This window comes from Akkermansia muciniphila (assembly GCF_040616545.1).
Classification (GTDB): domain Bacteria; phylum Verrucomicrobiota; class Verrucomicrobiia; order Verrucomicrobiales; family Akkermansiaceae; genus Akkermansia; species Akkermansia muciniphila_E.
In genome coordinates, this window is record NZ_CP156688.1 from 2,091,377 (window position 1) to 2,109,176 (window position 17,800).

The window sequence follows — 17,800 nt, forward strand, 5'->3', positions numbered from 1 at the left end:
CTGCCTGAATATGCCGAATGGGGAATGGCATTTCTGCCAAAAGGCACTTTAAGAATAGAGGCGTATTGACCGCTGTTTAACTTTTATAGAGTTTCATGACCCTGTATCTTGAGCAGTCGCCCGTTGCTGTATCTTGATCCGCGCCCGGGGTGATTTTTCAGGTATCCCTTTGAATTCCTTCCGCAGGAAGAGATGCGTTCATGACGGGCCAATGACTTTTCTTCCCCTGCTTCAAAAGAGGCTTTGCTCCGGAGATAATAGGTATTTTGTGGATTGTCCCCAGAGCGAGCCTGATGCCATGATTCAAGGGAAGTCCACATTGAGCCGCCGGGTTCCAGTGTTGCTAATTCTTCGGAGCTCCATAACCAGTTTGGAGAGTTCTGCGCTGATTTTACGCTTGGGACTATGGCGCGGGGGTTTGTTCTGCAGGTTCTTCTTTCCCTTTTGCTTTCATTTTCATTGTTTCTTTCTACCTCCGTGTTGAAACGATGTCTATGCATCTCAAAATCAATTATTTGTGTCAAAATCGGATTTCCAATCCGGAGACAAGCTATAAATTTGAAAAAAAGCATTTAATACAAAATTCTTTCCGCCATAGACAGAAAATTTGAATAGCCGGAAGACGTGCCTCCGGGAAAGAAACAGATGGGAATTTTCCTATCCTTCCTGTTGGCATCAGGATTTTTCAAGGAACAAAAAAGCTTGTCCTCAAAATGTTGTGGGTTAGTTGCATTGATATTATCTCCCGTTCCAGGGACGATTCTTCTTTCAGGCTGTTGGCGTATGGGCCCTGTCTCCGGATTGGAAATCCGCTAATTTGCATTCATTCCTTACTGGAAAACATGACATTTGTATCCATGAACAACTCAGCGTCAATATTTTTCCTCATGCTAAACTTATCCTGTTTTGCTGCGCTTGCAGTTCCCCTCCCTGAAGAACATTCATCCTCCATGACCACTTCCTCTCCGCGTGCCGCTGCCGATTCCCCGGCCATAGCCGAATATAGCCTTTCACGCGTATAACTTCTGAAAATTGCTCCAAATCGACTCATCCGTTCCACATCCATTCAATACCATGAGACCACACCTTCCTTCCTCTTTGCTCCGCTACTTGCTTGCCGGCCTGTTCATCTGCACCTTCCCGGCCGCATCCGGTGCGGACTACTCTGTGAACAACACCCAGTCCACCATGCCGGGCAGCAACCTGTACGGCACGTTTGAAGAATTGAGGGCATCCGGTTTGCTGCGTGCCGAAGACACGGTTGTCCTGCATAACGACGACTCCACGCTGACCGGAGGCTTGAATCTTCTCATTAGCGTTCAGTCCGGCAACGCGGCGGTAGCGCGCACGCTGGATCTGGCTGGACTGGGAACAACTCCCATGTTTTTCCTGAAGAAAGGAGACCATAGCGCGAACATGAATTCCATCATCTGGGAGAATGCGGGCAACCGGGTTCTGCGTGTGGAGGGATTCGGCAGCAATGCCACCCTGAATCTTACCGGAGCGGTCACGTTCCGCAACAATACGGGAATCTACGATGGTTCCACCGCTCCGGGCGGCGGCGCGATTGCCGTTCAGGGCCAGGGTCTCGCTTCAGTCACGCTGGCTGATCATATTGTCTTCACTGGAAATTACGCATCTTCCTCAAGCGGAACCGTCACAGGAGGCGCGATTCTGGCGTTCTCCAACGACGCCCGCATCACTCTGGGCAACGGCGCCGTTTTCCATGCCAACTATGTTTTGGCTTCAGCCACGGCAGGCGGCTGTGGCGGCGCAATATTCACCAAGGGCGGTTCCTCCTCCATTGAAATAGGCGATGATGCCACGTTTACCGACAACTACGTCCAGGCCGGCAAGTCCAGCTACGGAGGAGCGATAGGAGCCGACAGAAACGCCACTTCCATTACCCTGGGAGACCGCGCGACTTTCAGCGGCAACCATATTTCCACCTCGGCGGACGGAGCTGCCAGCGAAGGGGGAGCGGTCAGTACCTACATCACGATCGGAGACGCCTCCGTCACGCTGGGAGACAGGGCCTCCTTCACCGGGAATTACATCTCGGCCGCCGGAACGGGAAAAGGGGCCGGAGGAGCGATTGCGGTGCGGGCAAATGCGGGGCCTGCGTCCCTCACCGTTGGTGCTGATGCAAGCTTTACGGGCAATTACATCTCCGCATCATCCGGTGACGGAGGCGCAATCTGGATGTCTTCAGGTGGCACCTGCATTCTGGGAGCCAACGTTTCCTTCATCGGGAATTACATTCAGGCGTCTTCCGGCCGCGGCGGCGCGATTTACCTGGGAAATCAACAGCTGACCATTGAGGACGGGGCGAATTTCACGGACAATTACGCGCCCACGGCAGGGGGAGCCATCCTGATCAAAAATACGTCCAACCCCACCCACCAATTCCTGGCGCAGACCCGCGACGTGCTTTTCAGCGGCAACATGACAGGGGGAACCTTCACGCGCAGCGATAACGGAACATTTACCGTAGACGGAGGAACAGCCAACGCCATTCATTTTGAAACGCAAGGCTCTTTGCAGTTGGCGGCCGGAGAAGGACGGAACATCCAATTTGACGACCCGATCACCGCAGGGAATTATTCGATCATGCTCACGATCAACCGGTATACGGATGACGGAGGGGCTGATCAAGACACCTCCGGAACAGTCGTCTTCAGCGGAACACGCTATCAGGGTACGGATGCCCATCTGGTCGCCAGCCGTTACAACGACTTCCGGGGAAAGACCACTGTCTGCGGAGGTATGCTGGAACTCAGGGACGGAGTCATTTTCGGACGCACGGGGAGCATGACGGATATGGTAACCTCCTTTACGCTCAATACCGGAGCCACCCTTCGAAGCAAAGGCGCCGCCAGTGAGATCAACGCCGCCTCTATCGTCCTCAACGGCACGGTAGATACCGGTGGCACACTTGTTCTGAATGGAAACGTCACAGCCGCCGACACGACGCTCAAAACCGGACAGGGAGCCCTCGACCTGAGGAATACCGGAACCAATCTGTTCACGAACGGAGTGGCTCTCAACGAAGGCAGCATCCTGATTAACGGCATGGAACAGATACGGACCGGCTCTGGCGCGTACATCACTGGTTCCGGCACGCTGGACATTCAGTCCGCCGGCGTCGTAGCCCTCTCGGATTCGCTGACCGGATTTGCCGGAACCATCTCCTTGACCGATACCCGGCTCCGTCCGGACGCCACGGGGCAGGCCGTGCTCGGCACCGCAACTTTGCGCCTTGGAAGCGGCTCCGAACTCTCCGTCACGGAAAACTTCTCCATCAGCAAGCTGCATCTGGCCGGAGGAACGCTTACTGTCCATGTAGACGGTGACGCCTCCCGGCTGGAACACCAGCTTTCCGTCTCCGGCAGTCTTGACATCACGTCGGCATCCACGCTGGCCGTCTCCGGCCTGAAAGACAGTCTGGACAGCATCACTCCTCAGCCGGGCTTCCTGGACCGCGATCTTCAGGAACTGGCCCTGGACGGCACCATCAACGCAGACGCCCTGCTGGTGGTACAAGCCGGAAATGTCGCGAACACAACTATTCTGGACCTGGTGGACGCTGATACGGGCGAAGCCATCACCAGTGGAGAGGAACGCGAAGTCGCCTATCAGGATACCGTTACCGCGACCTACGGCTATATTGCCGTAGCCGGCACCAACGAGCACAGCGGCCAGACGGGGATCCACCTCACCTACGGGCTCAAGGAATTGAGTATCCACGATGGGAAAACCTGGATTCTGGCCGCTCCGGCCGATCCGAACAGCGACCGGACGCTCAGCGCCCGGATCACAGGCAGCGGCGCGCTGCAACTGAACAGCGACGCGACCGGCATCACCATCACCTCCGCCGCGAACCACACGGGGGGGACCCTCATCAACTCCGGCCTGGTTACTGCCGGTGCGGACAACCTCTTCAGCGCCGGAATCCTGGAGGTCAAAGAAGGCGCAGCGTTCGACACGGGCGCCACCGCACAAACCAACAGCGAAGGGTTTATTCTGCAAGGTTTGCTCAAGGGCGACCAGGCGTTCTCCAACACGGGCGCCATGCATGTCTCCACCAGCGCACAGGTGGAATCGGCACTAGCCAACACCGGAACGCTCCGATTGACCAATACCTCGAATTCAGGGAAGGATTTCCTGCTTTCGGGAGGCCTGAACGGCGACGGAGGACATGTGGCCTTTGAAGGAACCGGACGTGACACATTGAAGCTCGGCTCCCTCTCCGGCTCGCAGGCCTTTACAATGAACATCAATCTGGTCGCCGGGACAAGCGACCGCATCGCCATAGCCGGGGAGGCTTCCGGCACGCACACGGTTCATTTCGTCCTGCAAGGCGACATTCCCTCCTCCCCGTCCTTCATATCCGACATGGTCACATGGGGCAGCCTGGCGGAAGGCAGTGATGCGGCAACGCTCTTCACCGGAACGCTGGATGCGGGTTTCTACTCCTACGGTCTTAAAATCAACGCTACAGGCAATGGGTACGACCTGTCGCCGCAGGGATATAACAACCTGGGCGGTGTGCTGCTCAATGTGCTTGGGTGCATGAGTACGGGATGGTTCGAACAGCTTGACACTCTTTCCAAACGCATGGGAGACCTGCGCATGGGAGCGGACTTTTACAGGCAGCAGGCCCAACAGGACAAGAATGCCGGAGAGGCTCCCAGGGGGCACTACTGGGCGCGCACGGCTTCCGGGCGCACGGATACGGACCTGGGCATTGCCGGAGTCTGCGGCTTTACGGAATACCATTATGGGGCAGACAGCGGCGCGGACTGGATTGTTGCGTCCGGAAGAAACAGCATGCTGGCCGCCGGCCTCTTCGGAGGCTATCGTCGAAGTGACCGCAGCTTCCATGATGGCTGGGGAAGCAAGGGCAGCACGGACAGCGGCTACGGAGGCCTTTACGCCTCATGGCTGCACAGCAGGGGGTGGTTTGCGGACGCGGTTCTCAAAGGGACGGGTTACAACGCTTCATGGACCGCGGTCCAGCCCGGAGGCACGGAACGGGGCAGCTACGACAACTGGGGGTTGGGAATGAGCCTGGAAGCCGGGCGGCAGTGGAGCTGCGCCAAAGGATGGTTCCTGGAACCCTCCGTGCAAATCGCATGGCTCCACTCCGGTTCTACGCATGTCGTCACGAACGCAGGCCTGGATGTGACGGGAAGCGCAGCTGACATCTGGCAATTTGCCGGACGTCTGCGGGCCGGACGCACATGGAGCGTCAACGGAGGCTGCCAGTTGGTGCAGGGCTACGTGAAAACCGGCGTTGCGCAGCAAGCAAGCAATGGCGGTGAAGTAAAGGCCGCCGGCAACCAGTGGCGTCCGAATACGGATGGAATCCGCGGCATGGCCGGTTGCGGCGTGGCATGGCAGCTCAGCGCCCGCGATCAGGTGCACCTGGATTACGAATACGTCTACGGGGACAAATACGATCGTCCCTGGACGATCAATCTGGGGTACACGCGGAGCTTTTAAGCACAAAAGACTTCATCTCTCTTCTTCCACCCGGCAAGTTTCCGCTTGCCGGGTGTTCCGTTTCTGCTGGTCCTCCCGGAAAGGCTTTCCTGCTTATTCATTTACCCTGGTAGGGGAATCCATTCCAGGAAACAGGGGGACCGTAAAAATAGGCGGCTTTTTCCGCGGACCGGTCGCGAACGGCACATGTCTCCGGGTTTTTACGGTAAACGTGGGGGACGTAGCTGGCGGACGCGGAATGGGGCCATGCCATCCCGTTGCCGACGGGTCCCCCCCTTGCTGGCGCCGAGCCGGGATGCCTCCTGTTGGAGTGAGAGTTCCGGTTTCTCATGGATGGGCGGAAAGCCTTCTCATGAGGAATAAAAAAGGACCGCTTCATTCATGAAGCGGTCCTGAAGGTTGGAAAGGTTAGTATTTGAAGCTTAGTGTGCCTTGCAGAATTCTTCAAAGCGGTCCAGCGCTTCCTTCAGAATGTCCAGCGTGGTGCAGTAGCTGATGCGGATGGCCTTGTCATTGCCGAAGGCGATGCCGGGGACGGCCGCCACCTTGTAGCGTTCCAGAAGCTTGTCACACAGGTTCAGGGAGGTGAGTCCCAGCTTGCTGGTGTCCACAAAGAAGTAGAAGGCTCCCTGCGGTTCCACGACGCTGACGTTGGGAATGGCGTTGAGGCGGGAGAGGACGTACTGGCGGCGCATGTCGTATTCGTCACGCATGTCGCTGATGAAGCTCTGGTCTCCCGTGAGGGCTTCAATGCCTCCGTACTGCGCGAAGGTGCAGACGTTGGAGGTGGTGTGGTCCTGAATCATCTGGATGGCCTTGGCAATGGGGGCCGGAGCGGCGGAGTAGCCCATGCGCCAGCCGGTCATGGCATAGCCCTTGGAGAAGCCGTTGATGGTGATGGTCAGGTCGTACAGTTCCGGGCTCAGGGAAGCGATGCTGACGTGCCTGGTGTCCCCGTACACGAGGTGTTCGTAAATTTCGTCGGCCAGGATGAGGATGTCTTCGCTCAGGGCCACTTCACCTAGGGCGCGCAGTTCTTCTTCTGAATAAACGGCTCCGGTCGGGTTGTTCGGCGTGGTGAGGATCACCATCTTGGTGCGGGGGGTCATGGCTTCCTCAAACTGTTCCGCAGTGAGCTTCCAGCCGTTTTCCGGCGTGGTTTCCACAATGACGGGGATGCCGCCGCACATGCGGACCATTTCCGGATAGCTGACCCAGTACGGGGAGGGAATGATGACTTCGTCCCCTTCGGAGACGGTCGCCATGATGGCGTTGAAGCAGGCGTGCTTGGCTCCGGCGCCCACGGTGATCTGGCTGGGATCGTATTCCAGGTTGTTTTCCCTCTTGAGCTTGTCGGCAATGGCCTGGCGGAGTGCGGGCAGGCCGGCGGAAGGAGTGTACTTGGTAGCTCCGTTATTCAGGGCCGTGATGGCTGCCTGCTTGATGTTTTCAGGGGTGTCCATTTCCGGTTCACCGCCTGCCAAACCGTAAACTTCTTCACCGGCGGCCTTCATAGCCTTGGCCCGGTTGGTCACCTTGAGGGTCAGGGAAGGGGTCAATGCAGCAATGCTGGGGGAAATCATGTCCATTGTTGTGGTGCGATCGTAGAATTTTGAATGCCCTGGCGGAAAACAGGCTATTCCCCGCACAGGCGGAAAAACTTTACTAAGTGAGCGCACCCCTGGCAAGGAGAATGCTTGATGAGGCCATTCTTTTTCTTGCTGGGAGGGTGCCTCCTTTCACGGAAGGGAAGTTTCCCGTCAGCGTTTCATGAATTTGGCGCGCACGGCGTCCAGTTCCGGCGTTTTCAGCAGGAAGGCCGTCGCCAGGTAAACAATTCCGGCGCAGCCGCAGACCAGGGAGATGCCTAGGAGCCTGGCCGGGAAGGACCAGTCCAGGAAACCCTGGAGGAACCACGTTTTACCCACCCAGCACACGGCTCCCAGCAGGGCTCCCGCCGCCAGGATGCGGCCCAGGCCGGAAACCAGCGTCCGGCCGTCCACCCCGCCCAGCTGGCGGCGCAGGTAAAGGAAGTAAAAGAGGAAGTTGAAGGTGGTTACCACGGAGGTGGTCAGCGCCAGCCACGCCGCGTTTTTATGCAGGCCGTAGACAAACCAGTAGTTGAGGCCGATGCTGATGGCCAGCGCCACGGCGGCGGCAATCAGGGGAACCCAGCGTTTTTCCAGAGCCAGGAAGACGGGCTGCACCACCTTGGTTCCGGCATAGCCCAGCAGGCCCAGGGAGTAGGCGCCCAGTACCTCCCCGGTGTAGCGCACGGCCTCCTGGTTGAAGCGGCCCCACTGGTACACGGAGGAGACGAATTCCGTTCCCAGGATGAAGAGGATCAGGAAGGCGGGCACCGCAAAAAACGCCACCAGCCGCAGCCCCTTGGCGATGTGGACGGCCACTTCCTTTCTGCCGTCCCCCACCATCATGCGGGAAACGGCGGGGAGAACCACCATGCCCGTAGCCACGCCGAAGAGGCCCACGGGAAGCTGCCAGAGGCGGAACGCCGTGGTCAGGGCGGTGACGGAGCCTTTCTGGAGGTCCAGGGCGAAGCCCGTATTGATGAAGATGGTGAATTGCGTAACGCCGGAAGCCAGCACGGAGGGGAGCATGAGCCCCCAGATTTTACGCACGCGCGGATCGTCCCAATGGAAATTGGGCTTCCACCGGAAGCCGGTTTTGCGCAGTTTGGGAAGCTGCACGGCAATCTGGGCCGCCCCACCGATCGTGACGCCGCAGGCAAAACCGTACAAAGCCCTGGGGCCGAAAGTGGGGTCAATGAAGTACCCGATCAGCAGGCCGAACAGGATGGAGGTGACGTTGAAGGCGGCGGAGGCCAGCATGGGCAATCCGAACACCCCAACCATGTTCAGCGCCCCCATGACGAGGGCGGACAGGGAGGCGAAGCCGATGAAGGGCCACATGATGCGGCTCAAGTCCGTGGCAAACAGCTGGTCCGTCAGGGAATGGTCCCCGCTGTAAAGGGCCTCCATGACGGGCCCGGCAAACAGGATGCCCAGCGTCACGATGGCGACCATCAGCGTGGAAAGCTGGGTGGCCACCTTGTTGGTCAGTTCCCAGGCGGCCGAGTCCCCTTCCGCCTCCCGTGTTTTGGAGGCCACGCTGGTGTAGGACTGGGACAGGGCTCCTTCCGCAAACAGGTCCCTCAACAGGTTGGGGATTCGGAAGGCCGTGTAAAAGGCGTCCAGCACTCCCGTGGCGCCGAACAGGGAAGTATACACGATTTCCCTGGCCATGCCAGTCAGACGGCAGGCGAAAATGGCGCCGGAGGCTACCAGGCTGTTCCGCATCAGGGACATGAAGAAAGACGGCTTACTTGAACAGTTGGCGGCAGTACGGCTCCACGCGCTTCATGGCCGGGTGGTCCTTGACGGCCTGGTCGCGGTCGTCCCGGCAGGAGAAGAGGTACAGGGCGTAGCCTCCGTAGCCGCCGCCCAGGTATTTTTTGGCAAGGGCGTTCGGGATGTCCGGCAGGGGCTGCATTCCTTCGTCAAGCTGAACGCTGTAGTACAGGGCCACGCCTGCGGCCAGGGTGTTGATGTTGCGTTCCAGCACGCCGGTGCGGGCAATGAGGGAGGATTGGGAGATGCGCACGTAGTCCCGCTGTTCGTCCGCCATTCTGGGCGTGTCATGTTCCTCGCCCGTGTACAGAATGGCCATTCTCCCTTCCAGGAAGTCGCCCGTGCCCTTCACGTCCAGCACGGGGGAACTGCCGGAGCGCCACACGCACAGACCCGTTTCCGCAATGACGGCGGGGTCCTGCCAGCCGACGCCCAGGGCGAGCTCGGAAGCGACCGGGTCGCGCCCCTCCAGCATGGCCCACGCGCCGCTGCCGCCCAGCCCGGAACGTTTTTCATACGGCCATTCGCAGAGGGAGACCATGGGGGTGATGGCGCAGTTGACCACATAGGAGCCTTTTCTGGCGTAGCGGGGAACGTCCAGCCAGCCTCCGGCGAAGTCCACGCGGAGCGGGACGGAGGAAGGGGCCTTGATCCGGTTCACCAGCATGGTGGTGGAAACGGGGGCGAATTTGGGAGGCGTCTTGGGAAGCACCACGTAATTCGCGCCCACGCGGGCGCACAGCTCCTTCTTGATGCCGCTGTAAAGGTCGTCCTCCGTCACGGCCAGGACGTCCGGTTTTTCCTGAAGAAATTCCTCTTCAAAATCCAGGCCCTTCTTCATGCCCGTGCCCAGAATGACCTTGTCCACCATGCGCAGGCTCTCCAGCAGCACCTTCTTGTGCTCGTCCGGAATGGACGGCTTGCGCTGTTTGTGGTGCCACAGCACGGGTTCCGAGGCGAAGGAGACGATCAGGTAGTCCCCCAGGGCGCGGGCTTCTTCAAAAAACTGGATGTGACCGGCGTGGACGATGTCATAACAGCCCGAGACGAAAACTTTTTTCATGCGCGTGGTGATAGATAATTAGTCCACGGCAGTATGCCCTATTGCTCCGCCGGATGCAAGAGCCGGGTGGAAGTACGCTAAAAAACGGCACGGACCGCAGAAGGCCCGTGCCGTTGGGAAAAAGAAAAATCAATGTCTGCCGGAACCGGTCAGGAAGCCATGGCTTCCTGGTAGCGGCGTTCCACGTCGTCCCAGTTGATGAGGCGGCAGAAGTCTTCAATATAGTCCGCCCGGAGGTTCTGGTGCTTCAGGTAATAGGCGTGTTCCCAGACGTCGCAGACGAGGATGGGGACAAGGCCGGGAATTTCCAGGTTCTGGTGCTTTTCCGCGCCGCAGATCACCAGCGTCTTGCTGATGGGGTCCACGCCCAGGATGCCCCAGCCGGAGCCTTCCACTCCCTGGGAGGCGGCCTTGAATTCCTTCATCATGGCTTCCAGGGAACCGAATTTTTCCTTGATGGCGTCCACCAGGGGGCCCTGCGGCTCCTTCTTGGGGTCCGGCGTCATGTTGGTCCAGTAAATGGTGTGAAGAACGTGGCCGGAAACGTTGAAGGACAGGTTGCGCACCCAGTTGGTGGTGGCGGAAGCGTCCAGCTTGCCGTCCGCAATTTCACGGAGTTTTTCGGCCGCGGCGTTGGCGCCGGCGACATAGGCCGCATGGTGCTTGTCATGATGGATGCGCACGGTCTTTTCATCCAGCATGGGTTCAAGCGCGTCGTAGGCGTACGGAAGGGGCGGTAACACGTACTTGCCGTCGGCATAGCCGACCGTGGAGGGATCTTGCTTTTTAGTCATCTTGTGCTGTGGTTGTATGGATGGCCCTGTTGCCCGGGCCTGGCTGATTGTTCCCAGCGCCGCCAGTGAGGAAAGGGCGATGAAACGCCTTCTGTTCATGTCCGCGCCACGGGAATTCATGGAAGTTTGGACATGGATGGATTTGGAGTTGTTCAAAAAACCTGGAGCATCGGGCATTTTTTACTCTTTTTCACCGGAGGGGGGAAGTTTTCTACCTTCTGGCGGCCGCGGCGGGGCCCTGGGCCCCGTAGGCGCTGATGCCCCTGACGGCGACGGACCCCGCATCCCCCAGGAAGGATTTGGGCAATGTCACCCGGGTCTGGCTGCCCGGCAGCAGGATGCGCGTGGCCCACTGGCTGCCGTAGCGCGCCTGGACGGCCCATTTCCGGGAAGGACTGCCGGACGGCTGCCAGGAAAGGGTGACGGTGGAGCCGTTGTCCGCCACGTAAAAGTTCCGCGGCTGTCCCGGAGCGCCGGTCCCGCACCAGGGCATGGCGGGCGGAACGGCCATGGAGGGGTACAGCCTGTTCAGGTATTTCTGGATGCCTCCGGCATTCCGCATGATGGATTTGACGCTCCAGAAGCACTGCCCGGGGGCGCTTCTGGCCAGGGAGCGGGAATAGTTGACCTGAGCGGCGATCTCAGAGGCGGGGCGCCCCGGGTCCTCGCTGCTCATGATGCGCGCGGTGGCGATGCCGGGCCACACCGGGCGGCTCGTGTTCTGGGCGGCCCACCACTGCATCAGGGCCGGAAAACTCTGCTTGGACGGGCTGCACCGCCAGTAAAGCTGCGGGGCAAGGTAATCCACCCAGCCTTTGGAAAGCCACTTGCGGGCGTCGCAGGCAAGGTGTTCGTAGGCGTCCACTCCGGCCTCAATGCCGCCGGGAACGCCGGGGCGCCAGATGCCGAACGGGCTGATGCCCACGCGCACCCAGGGCTTGGAGGATTTGACGGACTTGTACATGTCCTCCACGAAGTCATCAATATAAGCCCGCCGCTGGGAGGGTGTCTTCCCGTCACTGAAACTGCGGGGGGACCAGGGATGGCCGGGAGAAGGATAAGGATAGAAATAGTCGTCCAGGTGTACGCCGTCAACATCGTAGCGGCGCACGACGTCCAGGATGACCTTCAGCGCGTGGTCCCGTGAGGCGGAGGCGCTGGGATTCATCAGCAGCACGGAGCCGTGGCGCTTCATCAGGTCCGGGCGCGTGAGGGAAATGTGGTTGCGCCCCACGGCGTGCTTCACATTGGCCTTCGCCCGGAAGGGGTTGAACCAGGCGTGCAGTTCAATGCCGCGGCGGTGGGCCTCCTGGATGGCGAAAGCAAGAGGGTCATACCCCGGATTGACGCCGGGACCGGAGAGCCACTGGCTCCACGGCTCCAGGGAGGATTGGTACAGGGCGTCCGCGTTCGGCCGCACCTGGAGGAACACGGCATTCAGCTTCAACTGCGCGCAGGTATTCAGGATCGTCAGCAGTTCCGCACGCTGGGCCGCTCCGGAAAGTCCGGAACGGGAGGGCCAGTCAATATTGTGGACGGTGGAAATCCACGCGGCGCGGAATTCCTGGGGAGCGGCGGGCACGGCCTCTCCGGATGGCTGCCACCCCAGCGCCTGGGAAGCCAGGGCCAGCAGGGAGCAGGAAAGGGCGTGGAAAAGGGGAAATCTGGTCATGACGGGATGGTAGGGATGCTTCCGGGCCATTTAACCCCTATTGGGGGATTCTGTCCATGGCGGATACCGGAGGTTCCGTCATGGAAGGGTGCCCAGGTGCGGCATTCAGCGGGAAGGGGACGCGAGGCTGTTCACCAGGTGGGCGTTGAACCCGGCGCCGAAGCCGTTGTCTATGTTGACCACGGACACGCCGTTGGCGCAGGAATTCATCATGGCGAGCAGGGTGGTGACTCCGCGGAAATTGGCTCCGTACCCCACGCTGGTGGGCACGGCGATTACGGGGGACTTCACCAGGCCCGCAAGCACGCTGGGGAGCGCCCCCTCCATGCCCGCCACGGCTACCAGCACGGTGGCCCGGCGGATGGAATCCAGGTGGGAAACCAGGCGGTGCAGCCCCGCCACGCCGCAGTCCCGGTACCGGAGCACGCGGCTGCCCAGGAACTCCGCCGTCAGCGCGGCTTCCTCCGCCACGGACTGGTCAGAGGTGCCCGCGCTGACGATGCCGATGAAGCCTGCCGTCTGCGGTGCAGGCCGCAGGATGATGCGCATGAGGCGCGCTTCCGGGCGCATGTCCGCCTCCGGAAAGGCGCGGCGCAGATGGTCCTGGGCTTCCCCGTCCAGGCGCGTGGCCAGCACGTTCTGCCCGGCGGCAAGCAGGCTGCGGGCTATCTCTTCAATCTGGCCCGGAGTCTTTCCGGCGCCGTAAATCACTTCCGGGCATCCGGTGCGCGCCAGCCGGTCATAATCAATATCCGTATGGGCGGCGGCGGGGGCTGTGGCGCTCCGGATTCTTTCCGCCGCTTCCTCCATGGAAAGGCGTCCTTCCTTAAGCTGATGCAGGATGTCGGTAATCTCGTTCATGACGGTTCATTCATGCTGCCTCTGGAATACCCTTCCAGGTCCAGGGTAATGTGGCGGAAGCCCAGTTCCCGCAGGCGGCGGGCTACGGGCCCGGCAAGCTCCGTGTCCAGGAACAGGCGGCGTTCCGCCTCCGGAAGTTCAATGCGCGCCAGGTCATCCCCGTGGACTCGGACTCGGCAGCCTTTCAGCCCCAGGGAACGGAGGAACGTTTCCGCCTTGTCCACGCGTCTCAGCATGGCTTCAGTGACGGGACGGTTGTGCTCCAGCCGGGTCAGCAGGCAGGCGTAGGCCGGCTTTCCGCTGACGGACTCCGGCAGGCCCAGTTCCCGTGCCAGCTGGCGGATGTCCGCCTTGCCCATGGCGGCTTCCAGAAAAGGATTCAGGATGCCCAGCTCCTGCAGGGCCTTGCGCCCGGGGCGGTAGTCGCCCAGGTCATCCATGTTGGAGCCGTCCGCCAGCAGGGGGAAGCCCGCTTCCCCGGCTCTGGCCTTCAGGGCGGAAAACAGGGCGTGCTTGCACAGGTAGCAGCGCAGGGGAGGATTGTCCGCAATGGAGGCGGGGATGGGGAAGGTGAGCTTTTCCTGCCTGACCTTCAGGCTGCGGCACAGCTCCGTGCCGTCCCGCATTTCCTCTTCCATTACGTAAGGCGTTTGTGCGGTCAGGGCCAGGCAGCGGTCCGGCCCCAGCACCTTTGCGGCGGCGGCCAGAAGTACGCTGCTGTCCAGCCCGCCGGACAGGGCCACGGCGATGCGCTCCCTGGGAAGCAGGACGGAGCGCAGCCGTTCAAACGGGGTCTGTGGAGGCGTCGTCATGGGAGGGAGGGGGAAAAAGCCCCATCAATTGGCACTGTTCCAGGGACAACCCGGTGGCTTCCGCCAGAGTCCGGCAATCTTCAAATTCCGCCTTCCTGTGATGGGGGCGTCCGTTCATGAACGAGGTCTTTACGTGGACTGTTCCGTGCGGAGTGCCCACGGGGGCGCTCTCCCTCCGCAGAATGTGGCGGCTTGCCGCGTGCTGGCGTATCCCCGGCGTGCTGCTGTGCAGGAAGAATGTCTCCCGCACGCGGTCCGCCTGTTCCGGCAGGCACAGGGCGCAGACCTTCACCGCCAGGCGTCCCTTCTTCATGCAGATGGACTCCTGCCAGGCGTCCAGCGCGCCGGCGTCGATCAGCTTTTCCGCCAGGTAGGCGGTCTGTTCCGGCGTCATGTCGTCTATATTGGCGCACAGCTCCGTCAGCAATTCCGGAGCGGGTTCCGCTTCTTCCGTTTCCACCAGCATTACCCGGAGAATATTCGGCAGGGGGAGCCCCTCGCGGTGGCCTATGCCGTAGCCGGTTCCGGTGATGCGGCCAGCCAGCGGGGCGGGGACGGGCTGTGCCATGGCGGCGATGAAAGCGGCTCCGGTGGGGGTGGTGGCCTCATGGGCGGTTCCGTTCAGGGTGGCCTGGAAATGGCGTGCCAGCAGGGCCGTGGCGGGGGCCGGAACCGGCATTGTCCCGTGCTGGCACCTTACGGTGCCGGAGCCCAGCTCCACCGGGCCGGTGAAGATGGCGTCCGCCCGGAGCAGCTCCAGGCAGATGGCGGCGCCCGTGATGTCAATGATGGAATCCACCGCACCCACTTCATGAAAATGGACTTCCTCCGGCGTGGTGCCGTGCACCTGGGCTTCCGCCTCCGCCAGCAGGGTGAAAATGGAAAGGGCCGTCCGCTTCACGGCGTCTGAAAGGCCGCTTGACTCAATAAGTTTGCGGATATCTGCCATGGTCCGGTGATGATGTGCGTGCCCGTGGCCGGAATGGCTTTCCTCCTCCGTCACCACGTCAACCCGCGTTCCCTGGATGCCGGACTGCGCGGCCCGCCTGCACTCCAGTCTCCATTCCCCGTGCACGTGCAGTTTGGACAGCTCCCGTTCCAGGTTTTCCCGGTCCACGCCCAGATCAATCAGGGCGGCCAGGTTCATGTCTCCGCTGATGCCTGCGCTGCAATCATAGACCAAGGCTTTCATGATGGGCAGTGTAGGAGGAAAACCTCCCGGCTCAAGGCCAAAGTGAGCCCTATCTCCGGAGACTTCCCTGCATCCGGCGGCGCTGCTTTAATGGCCTGGCGCGCAGCCATGCAGAGATGACCTGTGAAATACATTGCTAGAGAACTCCAAATATGTCACAATCCGTGCGGCGCTGACCAGCGCCGGCCCTCGTCCCATATCATGTCTATCCCGTTCTTTTCCAAATTACGATCCCAGAAGCACTATCTTCAACTGGTCAAACCGGAATTGAAGCAGGTTTCTGAGTTTGTGGAAGCCCAGGCATCCTGTTTTGACCCGGAAGTCACCGACTACATGGAAACAGTGTGCCAATCCAAGGGGAAAATGCTCCGGCCTGCCCTGGTTCTGCTGGTAGCCGGCGCCACGGGCGGCGTCAAGGAAGCCCACATCCGGCTGGGAGCCCTGCTGGAAATGGTGCATCTGGCCTCACTCGTGCACGATGACGTGATTGACGAGGCCGACAAGCGCCGTGACGAGGCCACCGCCAATGCCCTGTGGGGCAACAGCCTGGCCGTACTGCTGGGGGACGTGCTCTTTTCCCATGCCATGGTGCTGGGCACCGAATTCGGCAGCACGGAATTCTGCCGCAGGCTGGCGAACACCGTCAGGGACGTGTGCCAGGGGGAAGTGGCCCAGTCCAGCCGCCTGTATGACCTGAGCATGACCCGCGATGAATACTTTGAAATCATCCGGAAAAAAACCGCCTCCCTGTTCTCCGCCGCTACGGGCGGCGCGGCCTGGATCTCCGGAGTGGCCCCGGAAGTGGAAAAATCCCTGTACCAGCTGGGAGACCTGCTGGGCGTGTCCTACCAGATTTACGACGACTGCCTGGACATGGTGGGCGATGAAGACGACGCCGGCAAAACGCTCCACACGGACGCCACCAAGGGCAAGCTGACTCTCCCCATCTTCAATCTGCTGGAATGCGGGGACAGGAACGTGGAAGCCACCCTCAGGGACGCCATTGAAAACCGTGAAGTGATTGATTACTCCGCCTTTCAGGACAACCCCGTTTTTGCAGAGGCCCTGGACAAGGCGATCCAGGTGGCCCTGGAGAAAAACGAGGCTGCCCGTGAAATCCTGTGGCTCCTCCCCCAGACGGAATACCGTGAGGCCCTGGCGGAAATGACCTTCTACATGGACGAGCTGCTCAACGACTGCCGTATCTCCTGACCTTCGTCCATATCCTTTCCTTCTATGGAAGGGGGGGCAGTGTCCGGAAATGGCCTTCGGCAACCTGTCTGGAATCCAGAACGCTGTTCACGAAGGCAGGCGCCGTGGCATTTTTTAAACCGGGACCGTTTCCCAGGGCTCCTTCCTCATGAAACGGTCCCTCTATCCGGGCCTGCATGCCCCCCTGCTTCACTGGATGGAAAATCCGTTTCCATGGGCTGGCTTTTTTAGAGCGGGAGACCGATGAAGATGCCTTGCAGGTCAGCAGGCGCAGCCTCTCTGGCGGCTTGGCGAAGCTTGTGCGGGCAGGATGGTGATGATTTGGCTCTGCAGCAAATGCACTTTGGAGGCACGCTGTGGTGTGATGTTATTGGTTTGCTGGGGGGGATAACACCCTTGATTGCTGTTACCGAGTTCATCTATATCAAATAACCGGTTTTCTCCCCAGTGCTTGGCGAGCAGTTTGGAGTTATCCGTTGTTGCATATCCGGCAATAACGCACCAATGTGCATGCGGAAGGTCCGTCCACTGGACGCCAGTTTTGGGGAAACCGTGTTTTTCGTTTTGCTTATCATTGATAACTTGAAAAGGAACGAGTGCATACCCTCCCTGATTAATGGTGCCCCAGATGGTTTGTTCATGAAATAACTGGCAGGCGGCGGAGCAGGTTCCTTTGGCTCTCTTATTGATGAAACGGGCAAAATCGTGGGGATGGAAAACTTCCCCTACCTCGCTTAAACAGCCCTCTGCACGATTGGTGAGGGGATATTGAACGGCCAATTTAAAAAGCTCCATATTTGTCCATGCGGCATCAGGATTGAAGCAATTAAGGACGTAGGAAGCTGCGTAAAACCCGCAGGAGGGGTGGGACGTTTGCCTGTCCATCTCATCCCGATAGGTATTGGGAACGGTACACATGACGTAACCTCCGTAATGGGCTGAGGAGTAGGCGAGTATATTTTGGTTCTGTGTCATATTTATTACCGGGGTTCATGAAGCCGGTGAATGAAGATATACGGCTGGAGGAGAATTCCGGAAAGGCTGTCTTGGCGGGAGGAGGCATCCGGTTTTTAAAGGCGCCTAAACCATGTTGGAAAAGGGCGCCGTATTCAAGATTCGGGGTGTAGCGGTGGCTTGTTTGGAACTATACGGATGGGAACAGGTGGATAGCAAATGGATAGGGCAACGCGTGTTTTGGCGGCGGCAGGGAGCATCCGGAATGGTTTTACCTTTTTCCGCAGGGCGTCAGCCGAACCTGCATTCATACGCGGAGGCGGGACCGCTTGCGGGCAGGCAGTTTTTCTGCTAAAAAGCAGGAAGA

At 59.8% G+C, this 17,800-nt stretch carries 11 protein-coding genes; 2 read left to right on the top strand and 9 right to left on the bottom strand.

What is annotated here, in order from left to right; genetic code table 11:
• Window positions 1-1,074 precede the first annotated feature (1,074 nt).
• Window positions 1,075-5,505, top strand: coding sequence for an autotransporter outer membrane beta-barrel domain-containing protein (locus ABGM91_RS08635; RefSeq protein WP_354831459.1), 4,431 nt, complete (start codon window positions 1,075-1,077; stop codon window positions 5,503-5,505).
• Window positions 5,506-5,927: 422 nt separating this feature from the next.
• Here the strand turns inward: ABGM91_RS08635 and ABGM91_RS08640 are convergent, their stop codons facing one another.
• The 8 genes from ABGM91_RS08640 to larC form a co-directional block, all read right to left on the bottom strand.
• A complete protein-coding gene (locus ABGM91_RS08640; protein WP_022396643.1) occupies window positions 5,928-7,094 on the bottom strand; it encodes a pyridoxal phosphate-dependent aminotransferase in 1,167 nt (388 codons plus the stop codon).
• A 171-nt stretch (window positions 7,095-7,265) separates the two neighbouring features.
• The gene (murJ, locus tag ABGM91_RS08645) at window positions 7,266-8,831 is read right to left on the bottom strand and encodes a murein biosynthesis integral membrane protein MurJ (RefSeq protein ID WP_354831462.1); all 1,566 of its coding nucleotides are present in this window, start codon (window positions 8,829-8,831) and stop codon (window positions 7,266-7,268) included.
• Between the two features lie 13 nt (window positions 8,832-8,844).
• Window positions 8,845-9,936: an adenylyltransferase/cytidyltransferase family protein gene (locus tag ABGM91_RS08650; RefSeq protein WP_215429002.1), complete on the bottom strand. Its 1,092-nt coding sequence runs from the start codon at window positions 9,934-9,936 to the stop codon at window positions 8,845-8,847.
• 149 nt (window positions 9,937-10,085) lie between these two features.
• Window positions 10,086-10,850, bottom strand: coding sequence for a superoxide dismutase (locus ABGM91_RS08655; protein ID WP_354831466.1), 765 nt, complete (start codon window positions 10,848-10,850; stop codon window positions 10,086-10,088).
• A 91-nt stretch (window positions 10,851-10,941) separates the two neighbouring features.
• Window positions 10,942-12,402: a family 10 glycosylhydrolase gene (locus tag ABGM91_RS08660; protein ID WP_354831469.1), complete on the bottom strand. Its 1,461-nt coding sequence runs from the start codon at window positions 12,400-12,402 to the stop codon at window positions 10,942-10,944.
• A gap of 105 nt (window positions 12,403-12,507) precedes the next feature.
• Window positions 12,508-13,263 carry a nickel pincer cofactor biosynthesis protein LarB gene (gene larB / locus ABGM91_RS08665; RefSeq protein WP_354831472.1) on the bottom strand — a complete coding sequence of 252 codons (756 nt, stop codon included), beginning with the start codon at window positions 13,261-13,263 and terminating at the stop codon, window positions 12,508-12,510.
• A complete protein-coding gene (gene larE / locus ABGM91_RS08670; protein WP_354831475.1) occupies window positions 13,260-14,075 on the bottom strand; it encodes an ATP-dependent sacrificial sulfur transferase LarE in 816 nt (271 codons plus the stop codon). Before larE ends, larB begins: the two co-directional genes overlap by 4 nt.
• On the bottom strand, window positions 14,047-15,267 hold the full coding sequence (gene larC, locus ABGM91_RS08675) for a nickel pincer cofactor biosynthesis protein LarC (RefSeq protein WP_354831478.1): 1,221 nt from the start codon (window positions 15,265-15,267) through the stop codon (window positions 14,047-14,049). The genes larE and larC overlap by 29 nt, the downstream gene beginning before the upstream one ends.
• A gap of 201 nt (window positions 15,268-15,468) precedes the next feature.
• On the opposite strand from larC, the gene ABGM91_RS08680 reads away from it, so the two are divergent.
• A complete protein-coding gene (locus tag ABGM91_RS08680; protein ID WP_290565059.1) occupies window positions 15,469-16,479 on the top strand; it encodes a polyprenyl synthetase family protein in 1,011 nt (336 codons plus the stop codon).
• Window positions 16,480-16,740: 261 nt separating this feature from the next.
• On the opposite strand, the gene ABGM91_RS08685 is transcribed toward ABGM91_RS08680, so the two are convergent.
• Window positions 16,741-17,397, bottom strand: coding sequence for a hypothetical protein (locus ABGM91_RS08685; protein ID WP_354831481.1), 657 nt, complete (start codon window positions 17,395-17,397; stop codon window positions 16,741-16,743).
• Between the last annotated feature and the right edge of the window lie 403 nt (window positions 17,398-17,800).